Genomic DNA, 17,913 nt, shown 5'->3' with positions numbered 1-17,913 from the left:
TTAAAGGATATACACATGTCTACAACAGTAAATGGGATTGTGAAGTGGTTTAACGAAGCGAAGGGATTTGGTTTTATTGAACAAGAGTCTGGCCCAGATGTATTTGCCCACTTTAAAGAGATTGTAAGTTCTGGTTTTAAAACGCTTACTGAGGGACAGCGAGTGCAATTCGTTGTAACGCAAGGGGCTAAAGGTCCTCAAGCACAGAATATAATGGCTCTTTAACGAGAGGCATTTTTTACTACTACATTACCTTGGTGATGTAGTAGTTATCATTTATTGTACAATGTACTAAACAATGATCACATAAAATAATACTGCAAAGAAATGGCAAATACTCCCCGATAAGACAAACAAATGCCAAAGCACGTGACTAAATATCAATCGCTCCCAAATATAGAAAATAACACCAACCGTATAACATAAACCTCCTGCTACGATATAGGTTAATCCCCCTGGCGGCAATAATTGATAAAGAGGTTTTATAAGGATCAAAGCCATCCAACCCATCAAAAGATAAATTAGTGTAGAAAGCAGGTCAAATTTATGAACAAAAAACCATTTGAATAATATTCCAACTAAAGCGAAAGACCACATAATGGTGAATATGGTCCATCCTAGAGAGCCATTAAGCGTCACTAACAAAAATGGTGTGTAACTTCCAGCTATTAGCAAATAGATTGACGCATGATCCAAGATACGGAATAAATGTTTTATTTTTGGATCCGTCATACTGTGATAAACGGTAGAGCACACATACATCAAGAGTAAAGTACAACCAAAAACAATACTTGATACTATTTTCAAGCTGTCATTTTGATAGGCAGCAAATAGAGTTAATAAAATAAGGGCGACTAAACTTAATAATGCTCCAATCGCATGAGTTGAGGCATTACCGATTTCTTCGGCCCTGGTTTGTGATGTATCCAGCTTAATCCAAGCCATATAAGTCTTTAACAAATAGAATGAAGCCGTCCTCTATGTTACAGTCACGATTGTGCCCTTGACAAGCATACGCTTGGACTGGAATCCCATAAATAAGGCGCCTCTTTCAAAGCTTCTCTACTCAATGGATTTGGTCTACGTACACACAGGGCCAAAAGGAGAGTTATTTATAAAATCAGACCAAGACTTTGATAAAAAATCATTAGCTTTTTAGTCAATATAACGACCCGGTGCAGAAGTAGATATTAATCGCAAATTTTGCAGCGAATTATATTGAGAATGGTGAATAAGGCAGCTAATTAAGTTTCAAAACTTTAGGCTTTTGGATATAAAGCCAGAATTGAAACGATATCCGATTTTAAAGCCGATTTTTTGGCCATACTTTTTTTAACCGAAAAAAGTCCTGTAAAATGTCTGTCAGAACTTTTCTTTAGACATTATAGTGATTAGGGTCATACCTATTTTGGTAATCAGGGACTCAAACAATTAAATGCCGTGGTAAAAAGCAAAGAACCCTATAAGCTACGTAAATTCTAGGCCTAAAAGGAACTAATTTTGAAAAAAAGGACTTTAAAGGATCAACTAAATCCTGCCTGTGGATTATGTGAAACTAATCTCAAATTTGATTTTACCTTCGCTTTTCAACCCATCGTTGATGTTAATAAAGAAGAAATTTTTGCATACGAGGCCTTAGTTCGAGGATTAAAAGGAGAAGGGGCAGAAGAGATTCTTTCTAAAGTTAACGATACAAATCGTTATCGATTTGATCAAGAATGCCGTATACGAAGTATTTTTCTTGCTCAAAAACTTGGAATGAAGGAATGTATTTCAATTAATTTTTTACCAAATGCAATTTACTCACCTGAACTATGTATAAGAACTACTATAGCCGCCGCAGAAAAAGCACATTTTCCCTTAGGAAAAATTATTTTCGAAGTGACTGAAAGTGAACAAATTCATGATCCCAAAAAGTTACTTACTATTTTTCAGTATTATCAAAACCGGGGTTTTGCAACTGCCATTGACGACTTTGGTGCGGGATATGCCGGTCTTGGGTTGCTTTCTGATTTTCAACCGAATTTCATTAAAATTGATATTAAATTGGTTCGTAATATTAATTCTAACCCAGTAACACAAGCTATGGTTAAAGGAATTATTTTAACTGTAAATCTACTCAACATAAAAATTATTGCTGAAGGTATAGAAACAGCCGCAGAAGCTCGGTGGTTTAAAGAAAATGGAATTTCACTCATGCAAGGTTATTATTTTGCAAGTCCAGGATTTGAGTGTCTTCCTAAAGTAACTAACTGGAGTTTAACTGATTAAAAGGGGCATTAGTTATCATGAGGAACCCCTTTGCCCCCGGACTGGGATCCTGGTAAAAAGGCTCCTGTTCACGATATAAACAGTATTGGAGGTCATCATGGTTATTTTAATTAACCCACTCTCATTGGTTTCATCTCAGTTTTTTTCTTAAATAAATACGGTCATAACCTTCTAAGTAATCTTTAATAGTTCCCAAATGGGTATACCCTTGTTTTAAATAAAATTCTTCAGCTTGAAAAGAAAATGTGTCTAAAGTTGATTCGCTAATGTTTCTCTTCAAGGCTTCTTGTTCGACAGCATTTAATAAATCTGTCCCAATACCTGAGCCTCGATAGTGATTGTCTACCCACAGGACATCGATATAAATTGACGTTGCATGAGCATAAACAATAGCCCCGCCTATTATCTGATTTTTGTCTTTAGCATAAACTGAAAATCTTTTTGGTTTACTGCCTATAAATGGCTCATTGAAACTAATGATGCCCTCTCGAACAACTTTATTCTGCTCCTCCATCAATGACGTGTCCGTAATAATCTCTAATTGATAACCCATTTAAATGATTCCTTATTATCTAACAATAATGTGCGTCGAACAGACGTTCTACCAATCTTTAGGACTCGTTAAACAATGGTAGTCTTCCCCACACCCTCTTTGCCGCCCCCTGAGCAGCTTCAAGACCAGCAAGAGTTCGTTCTTTTATTGTCTTAAGAACAGTCGCTTGACCTTGCCTAGCAGATAGGGGATAGAGCACCAGCCAACAATGCCCTCTATGATCAATACCAGTCCTAATGCAATATAAAAATATTTTCCCATTCCAAACAGTGCCGCAATACACAGTGCTAAACCAATTATTATCCGGTTTATGCGATCTGTTTTATCTATATTACATATAAATCTCATCTTACCTCTCCTGTGAGCTAATCAACTGTTTAACCTTCGAAAAGACGTTCTATGGTCGCCTGCATCTCAGGCTTGGCCTAACTTTAATGGGCATATTTCCACTTAATTCCCGGGCAACGTGCCCCCCTGTTTATCAGTGACTTTTCTTCAAGAAAGTATGCCTTAATTTATGTGGATTAAATTCAAATTTTTCGTGTTCAGGCAAAAAAGCCAACTCTTGCTTTAAAACTCTTTCGCAAATCCGATAAATATTTAGGTCTTGTAACCATGTCCGGTAACGTGGAATGAATAGTCGTTCATCTTTTTGAGGAGATCTTTGTTCCAGATATCCCCTGCTTTTCTTGACAGGATTCTAATTATCTACCAAGTCATGCCCTACCTCTGATGGATATACCCTCATACCAAACCAATAATGTTAAAGATACTGATATGTACTAAAATTATACAGTAACAACTGAATATTGTCTTTGAACTGCCGTGTGGAGTTTGCTATGAATAGAAAATCACTCAAATCAGAAAAACCTCTAAAACAAGGTAAAAAACTATCCACTAAAGAATTAAATAAAGTTGCGGGAGGTAATTGTTCAACAACTAATCCCAATCCTCCACCTTACTGTTTAAGACCAGCAGGTACAACTAAAAAAACATAATAGGTTCTTTGTACAAGTAGGAAAATCTCAGGCAGGGCTTAATTTTTGATTATTGAATACAAGCTTTAAGCCCTAACCCGTTTTACACAAGCCCTGCCCATTTATATTCGGGTGTTAATAAAAATTTTTCCCCTTTCCTGTCGATACCCGAAAGGGCAACTATAATGTTTTATATGGATATTTTACATTGATTTGCAGAGACAATATGATTCCTCCAGACATACCTGAAAATGAAGCCAAACGCTTGGCGACTCTCTATAAATTACGAATACTTGATACTGAACAAGAGGAACGCTTCGATAGAATAACACGTATTGCATGCAAGCTTTTTGAAGTTCCCATTTCTGTTATCTCATTTCTAGAGGCAGAGCGCCAATGGATGAAATCTACACAAGGTTTTGACATAAAAGAAGCCGCGAGAAAGACATCATTCTGTGGCCATGTGATTCTTTCAGATGAAATTATGGTCGTTGAAGATGCAACCAAAGATGAGCGATTTCATGATAATCCTTTTGTCGTGGGGAAACCCAATTTCAGATTTTATTTAGGCTGTCCTTTAAAAATCAAAGGATATAATGTAGGTGTGATTTGCTTAATTGATAATAAGCCTAGAGCAAGAAATGAAGTTGACCCTAATGTGATTTACGATCTTGCTCAAATGGTCGAAATGGATTTGGAGCAATTACAGCTCTCTATGACTGACGAGTTAACCGGGTTATCTAACCGTAGGGGATTTTTAAAGCTAGCTTCCTATTTATTTCAAAAGTGCCAACGTCAAAATCAGCTTTTCACTTTATTATTTTTTGATTTAGATCAATTTAAGTCCATCAATGATCAATTCGGGCATGCGGAAGGTGACAACGTATTAAAAATTTTCGCAAACTGTCTTCTCCAAAACTTTCGCTATTATGACGTAATCGCACGTTTAGGTGGTGACGAGTTTTGTGTATTTTGTTCCGGACTAAACCAAAAAGATGTATCTGGTATTATTCAACGCTTAAAAGATTCATTAAAATCTGCAACAACAAACGATTATACAATCCAATTCAGTGTGGGTGTAATCCAATATGATCCCAAACAGCATCAAACACTTGGAGATATGATGGCTCTTGCTGATTCTGACATGTATGTTTCTAAAAGAGGAAATAGTAGTCTTCGAGATTCCTTATAGATATTCAATTGCTCCTCTTGGCGACCTTTTGGTTGTTTGGCGTTTAGCGCGAAATCGAATAAATTGGTCAGGTTTTAAAAATTTCCAAGCTACACTCTATCGCTTATTTATACTCATCATTAATTGGAAAGTAACATGATCCCAACGTTTAAAACTGAGCGCTTGATTCTTCGTGAAATGACTGAGGCGGATTTACCAAACTATGAAAAATATTTCATAGATTATGAGGTCATAAGATATTTAACTGCCTCTGTGCCATGGCCATACCCTGCTGAAGGTGTTCGGGATTATTTAAACCAAGAAATCATTCCTTATTTAGGTAAAGAAAGATGGCTATGGGGTATATTTCTCCAAAAATCACCTGGCGAATTGATAGGTGCTATTGAACTGAGGCGCATAGCGAATCCAGATAACCGTGGATTTTGGTTAGGCAAGAAATTTTGGGGTCGAGGCATTATGACAGAAGCGTTAGTTCCTATTACAAACTACGCTTTTGACGTCCTGGGGTTTGAAAAAATGGTTTTCACCAATGCCGTAGGTAATGGCCCATCTCATCGAATTAAAGATAAAATGGGAGCTCGATTGTTATATATCAAACCAGCTAAAGTTGTAGATCCTGTCTTTAAAGAGCACGAAGTATGGGAGCTATCGAAAGAAGCTTGGCAGCGAAGATCCATTAACCCTCAATGAAATGTTGCTCCATAATAATCAGAAATTGTCATTTATGTTCTATGGCGTTCTGAATTTAAATCGTTAACCTTTACCGAACTTTCAAACCCACAAGCGCGAGCATAATTTTGCAACGTTTTCCAACCAGGGTTTATTGCCCCCCTTTCTAATCTGGAAATATTGCTCTTTTGTGTGAATTATTGGCAAGTGTGGTATACAGCGTGAGGCAATATCCTGTTAATTGACTAACTATTTTAATAGACCTCTGTTCGTAATATATATTTTTACAAAATGCGCTATCATGCTATTCACTTGGTCGGGCACCTCTAAGGTCGGAAAGTGGCCTGCACCCACAACCTTGCCGATAATTAGTTGAGGGCAAAGCTTTGAAAAAAGAGTTAAATCACTATAGCATCCACCACTATCTTCAATGTATAACATGGGTAATTTACAAGTTTTTACACGATTAGGGGCTATTTTATTCCAAGCAAACATTGTCTCAAAATGTGAGATCCATTGAGCTTGTGAAATTGCAAAAAAAGTGTCTTCTATATGAGATTTAAACTGATCAGACGGTAGGCAAATTTGGTCAATCAGTTTTTGAATGGCGGTACGATAAGTGGGGCTTTTAAGACCTCGAAGAACATTTTCTTCGTCGTCCAAGGCTGCCTTAGGAAACAATACTCCAGAACTGATTAAAACAATAGCTAAAGGAAGCAATGGATATTTGGCTGCAAATTCTACAGCGACCATGCCACCCATGCTATGGCCAATCAATATGGGGTTTTTAATATCCAAATGCTGGCAAAGATGTGCTATATCTTCGGCATATTGCTCAATAGTCCCATATTTTCTTGGTTTATCGCTTTTTCCATATCCTCTTAAATCTATATTGATAGCCGTACCATAAGCAGAAAAAAAATTAAATTGGGGCGCAAGATGTGATGTATCTGCACCACCACCATGTACAAAAATAAACGTCGGATGGCCAGAACCTGCTTGATCATAATGAAGCTTCACTCGATCAGGTAAAATAATTTCCATAATATCTCCCAGATATTTTGGGTAATGTCACAGCCCTGTTAACGTTATAAATATAATGCAGCGTATTAAGCAACACCACCTAATTTCTCAACACCCATAGCAGAAAAGAGAGAGCGCATAAACGATGAAGGGAAACTTCCCTCCTATCATAGAGTTGTGGCTGACATCCAAAGGGGGCTAAGTTTTAATAGATTGTTACATGCTTAAATCGAGATTCGACTAAAAAAATCGACGTTTTGTTTCGCTGAGTGTTATAAATAAATAACTGAAACCATGTACTCACCATGAATAATAAATCAAATTCTGTTTTATCACAGATTCCGATAAGCATCTGGATTTTAGGATTTGTCAGCATGCTAATGGATATTTCATCAGAAATTATTCATAGCTTATTGCCATTATTTTTAACAACTACCTTAGGTGCAAGCACCTTTACAATTGGTGTCATTGAAGGGGTAGGAGAATCCACAGCACTTATTGTGAAAATTTTTTCAGGTATATTGAGTGATTATTTAGGTAAAAGAAAAGCGCTCGCTGTTATTGGCTATGCATTGGGTGCTTTATCAAAACCATTGTTTGCCTTAGCACCGACCAGTGGTGTTGTTTTATGTGCCCGAGTACTCGATAGAGTAGGAAAAGGGATCAGAGGTGCTCCTCGTGATGCACTGGTTGCTGATATTGCACCCTGTCATCTAAGGGGCAGTTCATTTGGGCTTCGTCAATCACTGGATACAATAGGTGCAGTACTGGGTCCTTTATTAGCAGGCGGATTGATGGTATTTTTTGCTAATCATTTCCGAGCAGTATTCTGGATTGCAGTCATTCCTGGAGTTTTATCTGTTTTACTCCTTATTGTTGGGGTAACTGAACCAAAAATCCAGAAGCCGAATAAAAAGCGCATCAATCCGCTTCAGCGTCAAAATTTATCTCGTTTAGGTAGGGCTTATTGGTGGCTTGTTGCAATTGGAGCAATTTTCACCCTTGCCCGCTTTAGTGAAGCGTTTCTTGTGTTACGTGCAATGAATGTTGGGATGTCAATTGCTGCAGCACCGTTTGTAATGGTTATCATGAGTTTCTTTTATGCTGTTTCTGCTTATCCATTCGGCAAACTTGCTGATAACATGAGTCATTCCAGGCTGTTAATAATAGGCCTATTGGTCTTAATGGTTGCCGATATACTGCTTGCAATTAATCAGTGGATAGCTGTTATGGTAGGTGCTTCTCTTTGGGGGATACACATGGGCATGACTCAAGGTTTATTGGCTGCGATGATAGCCGATGTTTCACCTATCGATTTACGTGGTACTGCCTATGGATTTTTTAATTTAGCAAGTGGGTTAATGATGCTGGTAGCCAGCATGCTAGCTGGATTTTTGTGGGAATACGCCAGCCCATCTTTTACATTCTATATGGGGGCTTGCTTTTGTGTTATTGCTCTTATTGGACTTGCTGCTCGTCGTATTCATTTAAACTACTATTTATAAACCTTATCTAAACACCTTTATTTACAGAATAATGATTAAATGTTAATTTTTAAATTCCCAACGATTGCGTGATCCAATATGAAAATAAAAACAATTTTTCTATCATCAATAGCTTTTTTATGTTCCGCTGCTTTTGCAAGCTCATCTCAACCCAAAGTAAGTATTCAACAAGCGCTTTCGGCCGCTGAGAAAGCAGGATATACAAATATCCGAAAAATTGAATTTGAACATGGTCAATGGGAAGTTAAAGGCCGAGATGCTCAAGGTAAGAAATTTGAGGTAAAAATCGATGCAACAACCGGTAAGCTTTCTAAAGAAGATAACGATTAAATTACCGTTAATACTAAATAGGCTCCTCGCATCTGGTCTAATGATGCGAGGATTATAGATGGGGTTGTTTTTTATCGTTGCAAATATTCTTAGATCAGCAACAACTATTATTTCAATGCTACAGTTCTTAATTGTTATTATTAAAAACAAACATAGTATTTTACTGCTAAAAATCAGTGAGAAACTGTGTGCTAACGGCCATAAAGCTGACAGCTTACTTATGCTTAATACAGATCATAACCCTTTTCCCAGACAGCCTCCTATAGGCCATTAATGGCCTTAATCTAACGTTCTACACGGTTATATCATTAGGTCTGATTATCGACTTATTATGTTTGCTAGCGCCGCGCATTAACCTGCTCTCTTCAAAGCATCAATTTAGGCTAATGCTACTCTTTTTCGCGAGTCCTTCTAACGTAATCAAACAGCGGGGGCGCACACAGTAACCTCTTCGTTAGCGCCGCCAGGCGTTTTAGGCATGAAACGCTGTGCCTGTTCCATGGCTTTTACAATGTACTGCATGACTAGCTCGTCCAGGCGCTCTTTATAGCGCTCAAACGCCTGTGTTGTTTTAGGCAGGGGTTCACGCTTAATAGCAACGTGTGCCTGTTGGTAATAAGGATTAGCACCAACTGCCTGCTCATTGATATGCCAAAATATATCGTCTGGCAACTTAATACACGCTTTCTTTATTACTTGTCCAGCTTCATTTTTTTCCACAAGTTTAGACATAAACAGGTTATTATCATGAAAGAAACGATAAAGACGATTGGTTTGGGGTGTGGATAGAAGCCTGGCTAATTGTCGCTCCTGAAAGTGAGTAATCTCATCCAATAAACTCTTGGAGATAACTTTGCTTCTTAATTCTTCAGGTAGTAAGTGAGTTATTCGCGCTATCTCAGTCTCATCATCGCTAGCGATGATAATTAAGGCTAAGCTGTTGCAACGAAGAAATGCACTATCACCAATGCTTCTGACCCCAGCAGGAAGTGTTAGCATTTTTAAGTTGGCACACCCAGAAAATGCCGCACCACCAATGGCCGTAACCCCAGCAGGAAGTGTTATCACTTCTAAACTCCTACAGCCCCCAAATGCTGTAGCACCAATTGCTGTGACCCCAACAGGAAGGGTTATCGTTTTTAAGTGGATACAGTCAAGAAATGCTGCAGCATTAATTGCTGTGATCCCAGCAGGAAGGCTTAGCGCTTTTAAGTTGACACACCCATAAAATGCTGCACTACCAATGGCTGTAATACCGGCAGGAATTTGACAAGAACCATCGACAATATCACTCTCACTCACTCTAATCAGGGTTTGGCCGCCAGGACTTAATTGCATGATGTCTCCACTTATGGCTAAGAATGCAAATACTTATTGCATTGATTACGTATTTCATTTTCTTAACAAAATTGCTCTAAAAGGTGTGGCTTTCGTTAGGTGGCAAAAAAGAAACTAAAACACCAGATTGGTTATAAAAGATTCATATTATCTCGTAATTGAACACATCGGTCAATAGACCCAATCATGCTGAGCTTAACGCTCTCCTGCCGTAAGCGGGAAGAACAATCGGTGAACCATCCATCAAGCAATTAACTTAAAGGTCACCTGTTACTCTTGCCTAAGTTTAAATCCTAATCTTATAAAACAGCCCGGTCCGTTGCAAAAGATTATTTCAGTTTGAGCAAAATAATTACGTTTTTACAGAAAAAAGGGAAAAACTATCCGCGTAATGTTGATAGCATCGGTATCTAACTTGATAAGCCGTGATAGTTTATTAATTCGTTCATGATGCTTTCAATTCGTGAAAGCCTATAATTTGCTTTCATCCTCAGAAATACAGCTCGATGACCTCTTTTGAACAATTGTCTTTTGATGAAATATGCGACATGCTCAAAGTAGCATAAACGAAGGCATTTGTATTAATCTATCGAGCCAGAAAAGTACTCCAGGGAAGATAAGTTTAATAAGGAAATTCTATGCAAAAAACTATTTATTTTTACAGTAACAATATAAAACTTGAAGGTAAGCTTGAGCTACCTGTAAGTGAATGCTTCGGCTATGTGCTATTCGCACACTGTTTTACCTGTGGGAAAGACATAGCAGCAGCACGAAGCATCTCCAAAGAGCTGGCCCTAAATGGATTTGCCGTATTGCGCTTTGATTTTACTGGCCTTGGGCGTAGTGAAGGGAATTTTTCTGAAACAAACTTTTCGTCTAATGTAGACGATTTAGTTGCAGCGGCTGATTTTTTACGGAATGAGTATCAAGCACCCGTCATGCTTATAGGTCATAGCCTGGGTGGCGCTGCGGTTTTGCTGGCTGCAAAACAGATTAAAGAAGTCCAGGCGGTTGCGACCATTGGCGCACCCGCAACGGCACACCATGTCAAAGAACATTTTTCTGCTGATTTGACTGAAATAGAAAACAAAGGCAGTGCCAAAGTCCACCTGGGCCCAAAGCAGTTTTCAATTAAAAAACAGTTTCTTGAGGATATTGATCAATATCAGCAAACGATTAAAAGCACTAAAGGTAAGGCCTTACTGATTATGCATTCACCCATTGATAAAATCGTATCCATTGATGAGGCAGAAAAACTCTATAAAGCAGCCGCTCACCCTAAAAGTTTTATTAGTCTGGATAAAGCCGATCATTTATTGGGTCGGCAAGAAGACGCTCAGTATGCTGCTAAAGTAATCACTGCCTGGGCAAGCCGATATCTTGTTAACTTGCCAGCGGAAGAAAAACAGTCTAAATCAGTTGATGAGGGCCATGTTGTCGTTGAGGAAAAGGACCACATGTTTACACAACGAGTCTACAGCGACGATCACCAGTGGTTAGCGGATGAACCAGAACAAGCCGGTGGACAAAACCTCGGTCCCGATCCTTATGAGCATCTTCTGGCTGCCCTGGGTGCTTGTACAGCAATGACCATTCGTCTTGTTGCCAATAAAAACCAATGGCCATTGGACTCTGTCCAGGTTGAGCTTTCCCATGCGCGCCTGCATCAAAAGGATTGTGATGAGTGTGATGACTCTACAGGTTATATGGAAACAATTAAACGCACCGTCACTGTTAAAGGTAACTTATCCAATTTACAGAAAGAACGTCTCGAGCAGATTGCCGATCGTTGTCCAGTACATAAAACATTAAGCCAAAAAATCAACATAAAAACAAAGATTGAATACTAAGGATGACGCATGAAAAAACCGTTAAACAAAAAGCAGATAGAGTAAATGTGATAACTGCAGTTATCGTAAAATAAATATATTCCTTTAACAAAAGGAATATGTCTTTGCCAAAAACACCAACCCCGGGGTCAGGGCTTGAATCTTGTATTCAACAATCAAAACTCAAGCCCTCCCCCCATTTGCACAATGACTCATACATTGCATGATATTTTCTAAACGTGAATTCCGTATTTACTCAGTCTGGCTTTATTTAAGGGATTTTCCCGAGCGATATATAAGAACCTCCCAAAGTATGAGCAATTTTTAAATAAGTCGCTTGGGAAGGTGATAGCAAGTAGCCTGGGTGAAACAAAGTGAAACCCGGTTTACGACCCTGCAGACCTCCACCCAGGCTACGTTTACTTTTTGCATCCCGTCCTGGATCCATATATAACGATGCCTAGTATAGATGTGTGATTTGTTGTATTGAAGGTTTTTAAGTATACTTAATTTGATTGTTTTGGATAAAAGAAGCACAATAAATTTGTAACTGATTTCACTATAAATCATCAGTTACTACCCCGCTGATTTAAAGTTTTTGCTATAGGCGTTTAAATATGACATTTATATAAGGATATTTAAATGATAAAGCCTAAATTACCAAAGAATGAAGCTGAGCGCTTACATGCCTTAAGAGCACTACAAATTCTCGATAGCTCCCACGAAGAAAGATTTGATCGTGTTACACGAATGGCTAAAAGATTGTTTGGCGTCTCGATTTCATTAGTGAGTTTAGTCGACGAAAATCGCCAGTGGTTTAAATCTGCGCAGGGAATCGATGCTTCTGAAACGTCTAGGGAAATTTCTTTTTGTGGTCATGCTATTAATCAAGAGGGCTTATTTATCATACCAAACACGCTTGAAGATGTCCGTTTTATTGATAACCCCTTAGTAATAAATCACCCAAATATACGCTTTTATGCAGGCTATCCTTTGAAACTTAGGCAAGGGATAGTTTTAGGCACTTTATGTCTTATAGATTCTAATCCACGAGAAATGAATGATGAGGACCAGCAGCTGCTCAAGGATTTAGGTGGGATGATAGAGCAAGAAATTAAATCGATACAATTAGCCACATTGGATGAGTTGACGATGATTTCTAACAGGCGGGGATTTTTAACATTGGCCGACCACACCATGAAAATTTGCCGAAGACATAAAAAGCCGATGGCTTTCTTATTATTTGATTTGAACAAATTTAAAATAATCAACGATAAATATGGACATCATGAGGGTGATTTTGTGTTAACACTGTTTGCACAAATCATGCTTGAGTCTTTTCGAGAGTGTGATGTGATAGCTCGACTCGGCGGGGATGAATTTGTCACTATGTTGGTCGATTGCGATGACAATGAAATTAACACTATTTTAAAACGTTTTAAGACAAATATTAAAAATGCGAATACTACCTTGCACAAACCCTACAATATTGAATACAGTACTGGGGTCGCTCATTTTTCATATGATACTGATAAGTCAATAGACGAAATGCTTCAAGAGGCCGATACAGCAATGTACGAGGATAAACAAGGAAAAGCTAGATAGAAGATTCTAGATAGTAACAAGGATAGTGATACAGCCCCCCATGTATACCTCTTCTTGTTACAGTACGCTTAGGCACATGGTAGGGGTTCCCTGTTTTCTCTGAGATGGTACTGCACAATGAGTGTTGAAATTGTTTACTAACTGCTGGCATCCAATTGCCAACCTGATCATATCCCCCTTCTTCTGAAAGAAATTTAAAAATTTAGTCAATCTTTTTGTTTGGCCTGTTCGGTTTTTGCACTTCTGACATGAACTTGATAATAAAATGGCAATAATAATGCGCTGACGCGAGTAAATCTTAAAAAAGTAGAAAAATTATCTTCACTGTGCTCATTTTTTAATAATTCCTTAATAATTGATTGATAAAACTAATAGACCATCGATTCATTAGAAATAAGGTAATTATATGGCTCCTCAGCTAAAGCAAATTAAAAATAACTTCTTTAAAAAAGAGAAAAAAACTGACTCTGCTTTCAATTTTAAAACAGATGATTTTAGTTTAAATGAGCTTGACGCCGAGTTTTCATCGCTGTATCAATTGTTTATTTCTAATAAAAAGAAGTGGGAAAATGATCGCAACAATGATGCCGTAGAGTATATGGCTGAATTGTGTGATTTGATGATTGCTTACTATCAAATTTATTATGTTCGAGAAAAATTAGACGACCTCCAAAGCAAGAAAAAAGAAATTGATTCATTTAGAAATCCAAATTCAAAGGCCGGTAAAACCAATGTGCCACCAATTACGTCATCATTTATTGGAAATAAATTGGCTCATAGTCTTTATGGATTAAGAAGTTCGTTAAGTAGCTCCTCTCAATTAAGAGGCAATCTTTCTCTTGTGAATTCCTATCGTATCTATTGGATTTATTGTCGCGGTCTTGTCAAAGAGATGGTGGCCTTCCTTCAAGCCAACGGCTTTGCTGATTATTTAAACCGATTAAATATCAAGGAAGGGCCTCACTATAACCCCAATGATTTTCTAAAAATGCTGGAGAAGCCTCAACCCGTTCTGTATGTTTTAAGTGTTGGTATCTATGCTCTGCGGTTTATGATTGATCTCGTCACAATGACCAGGTATATCGTTGAAGCCCAGCTTGGCAATGAGTTATCGAGCGAGCAAGTCTTTATCCAGGAAATGGAGAAACGTGGCTTTAGCATGCTCAATGATGCCGTATGGGGAACGGTCAATTTACTGACTAATTATAATAAACAATTCCATATCTCAGATACCGCAGCTAATAATGCCACCTTAGTCTTTTTAGCGTTTGATGCCGCACTTCTAACTGCACAATGGTTGTTTGAGGCTCGAAAATACAAACATCGCCTCTCAGAGTTGGTAGAAGAAAGGGATTTATTAACATTGCCTGCTCAATCTACACAACTTACTGTTGTTCAAAGACAGATTGATATGCTAAATGACGAGTGGGAAGCACAAAGTGCATATTATGCTGCCAACATCCTGGCTGCAAGCCTTATTGTCGCAGGCTTTGGAGCATCACTTGTCCTTTCGGGTGGATTGGGACTTGCTGTTTTAAGCATGCTTGGTAATGGCCTCTATGCTACTGCTGATGAATACAAGAATTATGCGAAATCAACTATTGCCATTCAACGTGAAATAGCCAACGGTGCTATTGAAGATAGTGACGAGCATCGTAGCTTAATGAAGCAGCTGACAAATCAATCTAGTCAAGCCTACAATGAGTTTTGGAAAAGATTGGCTTATAATACTGCAGGACCAGCTTTTGTCATTACTATAGCGGCATTTTCATGGCCTCTGGCTTTATTAGTCACAGCTGGGTATATGACTTATCAGATAGAGAGCACCTATAAGAAAAACGCCTCAAACGAAAAACAATCTGATATAAACGGAGTTTATAGACTTTTTGATAAGCCATCTAAAACGCTCGCTTCGGACATCAGCGTTACTAATGATACGGAGAGGCCTATCGGCAGTGAATTAACTCATCGATTACCAGTCATGACTTAACTATGAAAATTTAACCAAATTAGGTGCCCTCCTCGGGCACCGTCAATCCTCAAACACCCAAAAGTTTATTCAAAGTTGCTTAATTCCCCGTTTTAGTTACCGCCCCTCTCTATCATCCATAGTTTTAACTACTAAATTGACTCTCCAAAGAAGAATGACACTTAAGCAAACCAGACCAGTGTATTACACCAAGAGTTCTTATTAGCATGAAGTAACGGATTTGGACTTCCACAGTGAGCCCCTGAAAACACATCCATTTTCCAGTTGCAACTCACCGCGGAATAAAATAAGATTGAAACGCGTTTTAAGTTTAAATGCACTAAAAGCGCTGATAGGAGGGATGGCACTCCCCCGCTACCAGCTGACCACAATCTATTCGGAGATAAATTATGGCTGATGTCATGTTATTTCATTTGCATTCCTTTTTTCAACGTTTCCTTCGTAAGAAACGACATAAAATCCCCCTTTTTTCGACGTGACCTTTAGGTTTTGTTAGCTATTTGCGCAGGTGAATTGCTAAACGAACACTATTGTTTCCAATACTCACTGCACGGGTAGGAACAGTCGCGCCTCTTGCTCGTGTTCTTTTTAATGCAGGTCGGGTCTTGACCCGACACGTTTTGGGTGAGACGCCCAACCTACGTTGGAGAAAAACATGGAACCTAAGAGGATTAACAAACAAGATTTTATTCATTACTATACAGCGAAACAAAACCAGTTTTTTAAAGCCTTTGCGAAAGATTACTTAAATTATTTGGGTAATCCAAATCCTACCAACAAGCAGCTTGCTGAAGTGCAGACCTTGTTGTCACTGGCGTGGGTGCAGCGGCCGCTTTGTATCGATGGACGTTTAACCAAACGTGAGCAGCAGTGTTTGTATTTATCGTCTATAGGGAAAAGTATTAAAGAGATTGCCACCTTTTTTGCCTTGTCGGAACGGCAGGTGGTGTGGCATCGCAATAACATTTTTCAAAAACTGGCGTGTAAAAACATTGCAGAAGCGATAGCTAAAGGTATACGTTATGGGGAAATCGGATCGCCTGCTTAAGGCAGGTGGGAAACCGGAGATTCACCGCCTTCGCGTAAAGGAGGCACGGGAGAATAAGAGGACGGCGTGAGGAAGCGCCGTAACCGGATTAAATGACCGTTTTTACAACAGATTATGAAAAGGACAATCATGACACAATTATTAATCATTGAAGACAATTTCATTTGCCAGCAAATATACCGTTCATTATTGAGCAACGACTATCAATTAACGTTGGCAGAAACAGCGCAGCAAGCATTGGAAACACTGACCAACCAATTCTTTAATTGCATCCTTCTGGACCTGGGATTACCGGATAAGCGAGGCGAGGAAATCCTGCCATTGATTCGTGCGAATCCTTTGCATAAGGATACCACTATCATTGTCATTTCAGCCCATGTCGACGAACCCTTGGGGCAACAGTGTTTGGCTTTGGGGGCAAACCATATCTACATCAAGCCAATTTTGCCGACGATGCTGCGGCAAGCCGTGGAAAATGCGTTGGTTCATTAGAATTTTAAATCGGGAAACCCGGTTGCGCGCAACCGGGCTACCAAATACGTTGCTATGGGCAGGATGTTTAGATGTGATTGCGTAGCATTAGCTCTTCAGGATAAGGAGACAAATAGCTCTGCATTTCCAGATAGGGTTGTGGATGGTGGCTTAGATGGTGTTTTAATAACGTGATAGGCACAATTAACGGCAAAAGCCCGCGTTGATAATTAGTAATCGTGTTCAGTAATTCTTGTTTATCTTGTGCACTTAAGACCTTTTTGAAATACCCCAAACAGTGTTGCAGGACATTGGCATGCTTGGCGGGCGTTGCAATAAAGCTTAAAATGGTCATCAAACCTTGCAGGTACTCAAGCATTAACGTCGAGCCATTCTCTTTATCCAGTGTACCGACCAGGCGCCCCAGCTCCCGGCTTTTATGCGGGTGATGAGCCATTAAGGTTAACTTATGACGGGTGTGAAAGTTAATTAACTCCTTCCCGGTAAAACCAGGCTCCATGGTGACTTGCCAGTCATGGTAAATAAAAAGCCTTTCGATAAAATTTTCCCGAATCTTCGCGTCATTTAATCGCCCTTCTTCTTCAATGGGCAAATAGGGAAATGTCTTTTTCAATACACTGGCATATAAACCTTCCCCTAATAGCGGCGCCTGCTCTTTTCCCCGGTAAATTTTCACCCGCTTTAAACCGCAGGTAGGTGACTTGCTCTTTAAAATATAACCACTAATCGTAGTGAGTGTCTTCATCGTCTCATGGGCAAAGTCCAGCATCGGCTGCGTATAATCGCGTTGGTGATTTTTGACCTCCACCAGGCGCGGAGAACCAGCCTCGCCAATCAAACGGATAGCCGGTCTGGGTATACCCATACCAATAGCCACTTCCGGACAAACAGGTAGAAAATCAACATAATGGGAAAGGAGATCACAGATATAATTATCACGCTTGTGTCCCCCATCAAAGCGAACTTTCTCACCAAGAAGACAAGAAGAAACCCCGAGCAGAATCCGCTTTTTCATATTCTTTCCTATTGCTTACCGTTTAAAGCATTAACAACTGTGATAATCTGTAACGTTATAAAATAATGAAAGGGTT

At 39.0% G+C, this 17,913-nt stretch carries 19 protein-coding genes; 13 read left to right on the top strand and 6 right to left on the bottom strand.

What is annotated here, in order from left to right:
• The first annotated feature begins 15 nt into the window (after positions 1–15).
• A complete protein-coding gene (locus DYC89_RS02405; protein ID WP_115220335.1) occupies positions 16–225 on the top strand; it encodes a cold-shock protein in 210 nt (69 codons plus the stop codon).
• Positions 226–291: 66 nt separating this feature from the next.
• Here the strand turns inward: DYC89_RS02405 and trhA are convergent, their stop codons facing one another.
• Positions 292–945, bottom strand: a complete 654-nt coding sequence (gene trhA / locus DYC89_RS02400; protein ID WP_115220334.1) for a PAQR family membrane homeostasis protein TrhA — start codon at positions 943–945, stop codon at positions 292–294.
• 555 nt (positions 946–1,500) lie between these two features.
• On the opposite strand from trhA, the gene DYC89_RS02395 reads away from it, so the two are divergent.
• Positions 1,501–2,271, top strand: a complete 771-nt coding sequence (locus DYC89_RS02395; protein WP_115220333.1) for an EAL domain-containing protein — start codon at positions 1,501–1,503, stop codon at positions 2,269–2,271.
• Positions 2,272–2,401: 130 nt separating this feature from the next.
• Here the strand turns inward: DYC89_RS02395 and DYC89_RS02390 are convergent, their stop codons facing one another.
• Both DYC89_RS02390 and DYC89_RS02385 read right to left on the bottom strand, forming a co-directional pair.
• The gene (locus DYC89_RS02390) at positions 2,402–2,824 is read right to left on the bottom strand and encodes a GNAT family N-acetyltransferase (RefSeq protein WP_115220332.1); all 423 of its coding nucleotides are present in this window, start codon (positions 2,822–2,824) and stop codon (positions 2,402–2,404) included.
• 144 nt (positions 2,825–2,968) lie between these two features.
• Entirely contained in the window at positions 2,969–3,172 is a 204-nt protein-coding gene (locus tag DYC89_RS02385; RefSeq protein ID WP_115220331.1) for a YgaP family membrane protein, read from the bottom strand.
• A 491-nt stretch (positions 3,173–3,663) separates the two neighbouring features.
• Here DYC89_RS02385 and DYC89_RS02380 point away from each other — a divergent pair, with 491 nt between their 5' ends.
• The 3 genes from DYC89_RS02380 (at position 3,664) to DYC89_RS02370 (ending at position 5,683) form a co-directional block, all read left to right on the top strand.
• A complete protein-coding gene (locus DYC89_RS02380; protein ID WP_115220330.1) occupies positions 3,664–3,822 on the top strand; it encodes a bacteriocin in 159 nt (52 codons plus the stop codon).
• A 205-nt stretch (positions 3,823–4,027) separates the two neighbouring features.
• On the top strand, positions 4,028–4,993 hold the full coding sequence (locus tag DYC89_RS02375; RefSeq protein ID WP_115220329.1) for a sensor domain-containing diguanylate cyclase: 966 nt from the start codon (positions 4,028–4,030) through the stop codon (positions 4,991–4,993).
• Between the two features lie 135 nt (positions 4,994–5,128).
• On the top strand, positions 5,129–5,683 hold the full coding sequence (locus DYC89_RS02370) for a GNAT family N-acetyltransferase (RefSeq protein ID WP_115220328.1): 555 nt from the start codon (positions 5,129–5,131) through the stop codon (positions 5,681–5,683).
• A 228-nt stretch (positions 5,684–5,911) separates the two neighbouring features.
• On the opposite strand, the gene DYC89_RS02360 is transcribed toward DYC89_RS02370, so the two are convergent.
• Positions 5,912–6,706, bottom strand: coding sequence for an alpha/beta fold hydrolase (locus DYC89_RS02360; protein ID WP_115220327.1), 795 nt, complete (start codon positions 6,704–6,706; stop codon positions 5,912–5,914).
• A 353-nt stretch (positions 6,707–7,059) separates the two neighbouring features.
• Between DYC89_RS02360 and DYC89_RS02355 the strand changes: the two genes are divergently transcribed.
• From DYC89_RS02355 to DYC89_RS16915, 3 genes are all read left to right on the top strand, one after another.
• Positions 7,060–8,190, top strand: coding sequence for an MFS transporter (locus DYC89_RS02355; protein ID WP_245953933.1), 1,131 nt, complete (start codon positions 7,060–7,062; stop codon positions 8,188–8,190).
• A 78-nt stretch (positions 8,191–8,268) separates the two neighbouring features.
• Positions 8,269–8,520: a PepSY domain-containing protein gene (locus DYC89_RS02350; protein WP_115220325.1), complete on the top strand. Its 252-nt coding sequence runs from the start codon at positions 8,269–8,271 to the stop codon at positions 8,518–8,520.
• A 58-nt stretch (positions 8,521–8,578) separates the two neighbouring features.
• On the top strand, positions 8,579–8,794 hold the full coding sequence (locus DYC89_RS16915; protein ID WP_115220324.1) for a DUF4389 domain-containing protein: 216 nt from the start codon (positions 8,579–8,581) through the stop codon (positions 8,792–8,794).
• A gap of 146 nt (positions 8,795–8,940) precedes the next feature.
• Here the strand turns inward: DYC89_RS16915 and DYC89_RS02340 are convergent, their stop codons facing one another.
• A complete protein-coding gene (locus DYC89_RS02340) occupies positions 8,941–9,858 on the bottom strand; it encodes a leucine-rich repeat domain-containing protein (RefSeq protein ID WP_115220323.1) in 918 nt (305 codons plus the stop codon).
• A gap of 638 nt (positions 9,859–10,496) precedes the next feature.
• On the opposite strand from DYC89_RS02340, the gene DYC89_RS02335 reads away from it, so the two are divergent.
• The 5 genes from DYC89_RS02335 (at position 10,497) to DYC89_RS02310 (ending at position 16,822) form a co-directional block, all read left to right on the top strand.
• Positions 10,497–11,708, top strand: a complete 1,212-nt coding sequence (locus DYC89_RS02335; protein ID WP_115220322.1) for a bifunctional alpha/beta hydrolase/OsmC family protein — start codon at positions 10,497–10,499, stop codon at positions 11,706–11,708.
• A gap of 621 nt (positions 11,709–12,329) precedes the next feature.
• Positions 12,330–13,292: a sensor domain-containing diguanylate cyclase gene (locus DYC89_RS02330; protein WP_115220321.1), complete on the top strand. Its 963-nt coding sequence runs from the start codon at positions 12,330–12,332 to the stop codon at positions 13,290–13,292.
• A gap of 406 nt (positions 13,293–13,698) precedes the next feature.
• Positions 13,699–15,282: a hypothetical protein gene (locus tag DYC89_RS02320; RefSeq protein ID WP_115220320.1), complete on the top strand. Its 1,584-nt coding sequence runs from the start codon at positions 13,699–13,701 to the stop codon at positions 15,280–15,282.
• Between the two features lie 655 nt (positions 15,283–15,937).
• Complete coding sequence (locus tag DYC89_RS02315) at positions 15,938–16,330, top strand: helix-turn-helix domain-containing protein (RefSeq protein WP_115220319.1); 393 nt, start codon at positions 15,938–15,940, stop codon at positions 16,328–16,330.
• A gap of 129 nt (positions 16,331–16,459) precedes the next feature.
• A complete protein-coding gene (locus tag DYC89_RS02310) occupies positions 16,460–16,822 on the top strand; it encodes a response regulator (RefSeq protein WP_115220318.1) in 363 nt (120 codons plus the stop codon).
• Between the two features lie 67 nt (positions 16,823–16,889).
• Here DYC89_RS02310 and DYC89_RS02305 read toward each other — a convergent pair whose 3' ends face one another.
• Positions 16,890–17,837 (bottom strand): YbgA family protein, encoded by a 948-nt coding sequence (locus DYC89_RS02305; RefSeq protein ID WP_115220317.1) that lies wholly within the window; start codon positions 17,835–17,837, stop codon positions 16,890–16,892.
• Between the last annotated feature and the right edge of the window lie 76 nt (positions 17,838–17,913).

Source organism: Legionella donaldsonii, assembly GCF_900452385.1.
Classification (GTDB): domain Bacteria; phylum Pseudomonadota; class Gammaproteobacteria; order Legionellales; family Legionellaceae; genus Tatlockia; species Tatlockia donaldsonii.
The sequence above is the reverse complement of the archived record's forward strand: the minus strand, read 5'-3'. Positions and strand labels throughout refer to the sequence as shown.

Coding starts and splice junctions, on each gene's coding strand:
- DYC89_RS02330 (WP_115220321.1), top strand. CDS start 12,330: ATGATAAAGCCTAAATTACCAAAGAATGAAGCTGAGCGCTTACATGCC.
- DYC89_RS02375 (WP_115220329.1), top strand. CDS start 4,028: ATGATTCCTCCAGACATACCTGAAAATGAAGCCAAACGCTTGGCGACT.
- DYC89_RS02305 (WP_115220317.1), bottom strand. CDS start 17,837: ATGAAAAAGCGGATTCTGCTCGGGGTTTCTTCTTGTCTTCTTGGTGAG.
- trhA (WP_115220334.1), bottom strand. CDS start 945: ATGGCTTGGATTAAGCTGGATACATCACAAACCAGGGCCGAAGAAATC.
- DYC89_RS02355 (WP_245953933.1), top strand. CDS start 7,060: ATGCTAATGGATATTTCATCAGAAATTATTCATAGCTTATTGCCATTA.
- DYC89_RS02370 (WP_115220328.1), top strand. CDS start 5,129: ATGATCCCAACGTTTAAAACTGAGCGCTTGATTCTTCGTGAAATGACT.
- DYC89_RS02315 (WP_115220319.1), top strand. CDS start 15,938: ATGGAACCTAAGAGGATTAACAAACAAGATTTTATTCATTACTATACA.
- DYC89_RS02310 (WP_115220318.1), top strand. CDS start 16,460: ATGACACAATTATTAATCATTGAAGACAATTTCATTTGCCAGCAAATA.
- DYC89_RS02390 (WP_115220332.1), bottom strand. CDS start 2,824: ATGGGTTATCAATTAGAGATTATTACGGACACGTCATTGATGGAGGAG.
- DYC89_RS16915 (WP_115220324.1), top strand. CDS start 8,579: ATGGGGTTGTTTTTTATCGTTGCAAATATTCTTAGATCAGCAACAACT.
- DYC89_RS02360 (WP_115220327.1), bottom strand. CDS start 6,706: ATGGAAATTATTTTACCTGATCGAGTGAAGCTTCATTATGATCAAGCA.
- DYC89_RS02350 (WP_115220325.1), top strand. CDS start 8,269: ATGAAAATAAAAACAATTTTTCTATCATCAATAGCTTTTTTATGTTCC.
- DYC89_RS02335 (WP_115220322.1), top strand. CDS start 10,497: ATGCAAAAAACTATTTATTTTTACAGTAACAATATAAAACTTGAAGGT.
- DYC89_RS02385 (WP_115220331.1), bottom strand. CDS start 3,172: ATGAGATTTATATGTAATATAGATAAAACAGATCGCATAAACCGGATA.
- DYC89_RS02320 (WP_115220320.1), top strand. CDS start 13,699: ATGGCTCCTCAGCTAAAGCAAATTAAAAATAACTTCTTTAAAAAAGAG.
- DYC89_RS02340 (WP_115220323.1), bottom strand. CDS start 9,858: ATGCAATTAAGTCCTGGCGGCCAAACCCTGATTAGAGTGAGTGAGAGT.
- DYC89_RS02380 (WP_115220330.1), top strand. CDS start 3,664: ATGAATAGAAAATCACTCAAATCAGAAAAACCTCTAAAACAAGGTAAA.
- DYC89_RS02405 (WP_115220335.1), top strand. CDS start 16: ATGTCTACAACAGTAAATGGGATTGTGAAGTGGTTTAACGAAGCGAAG.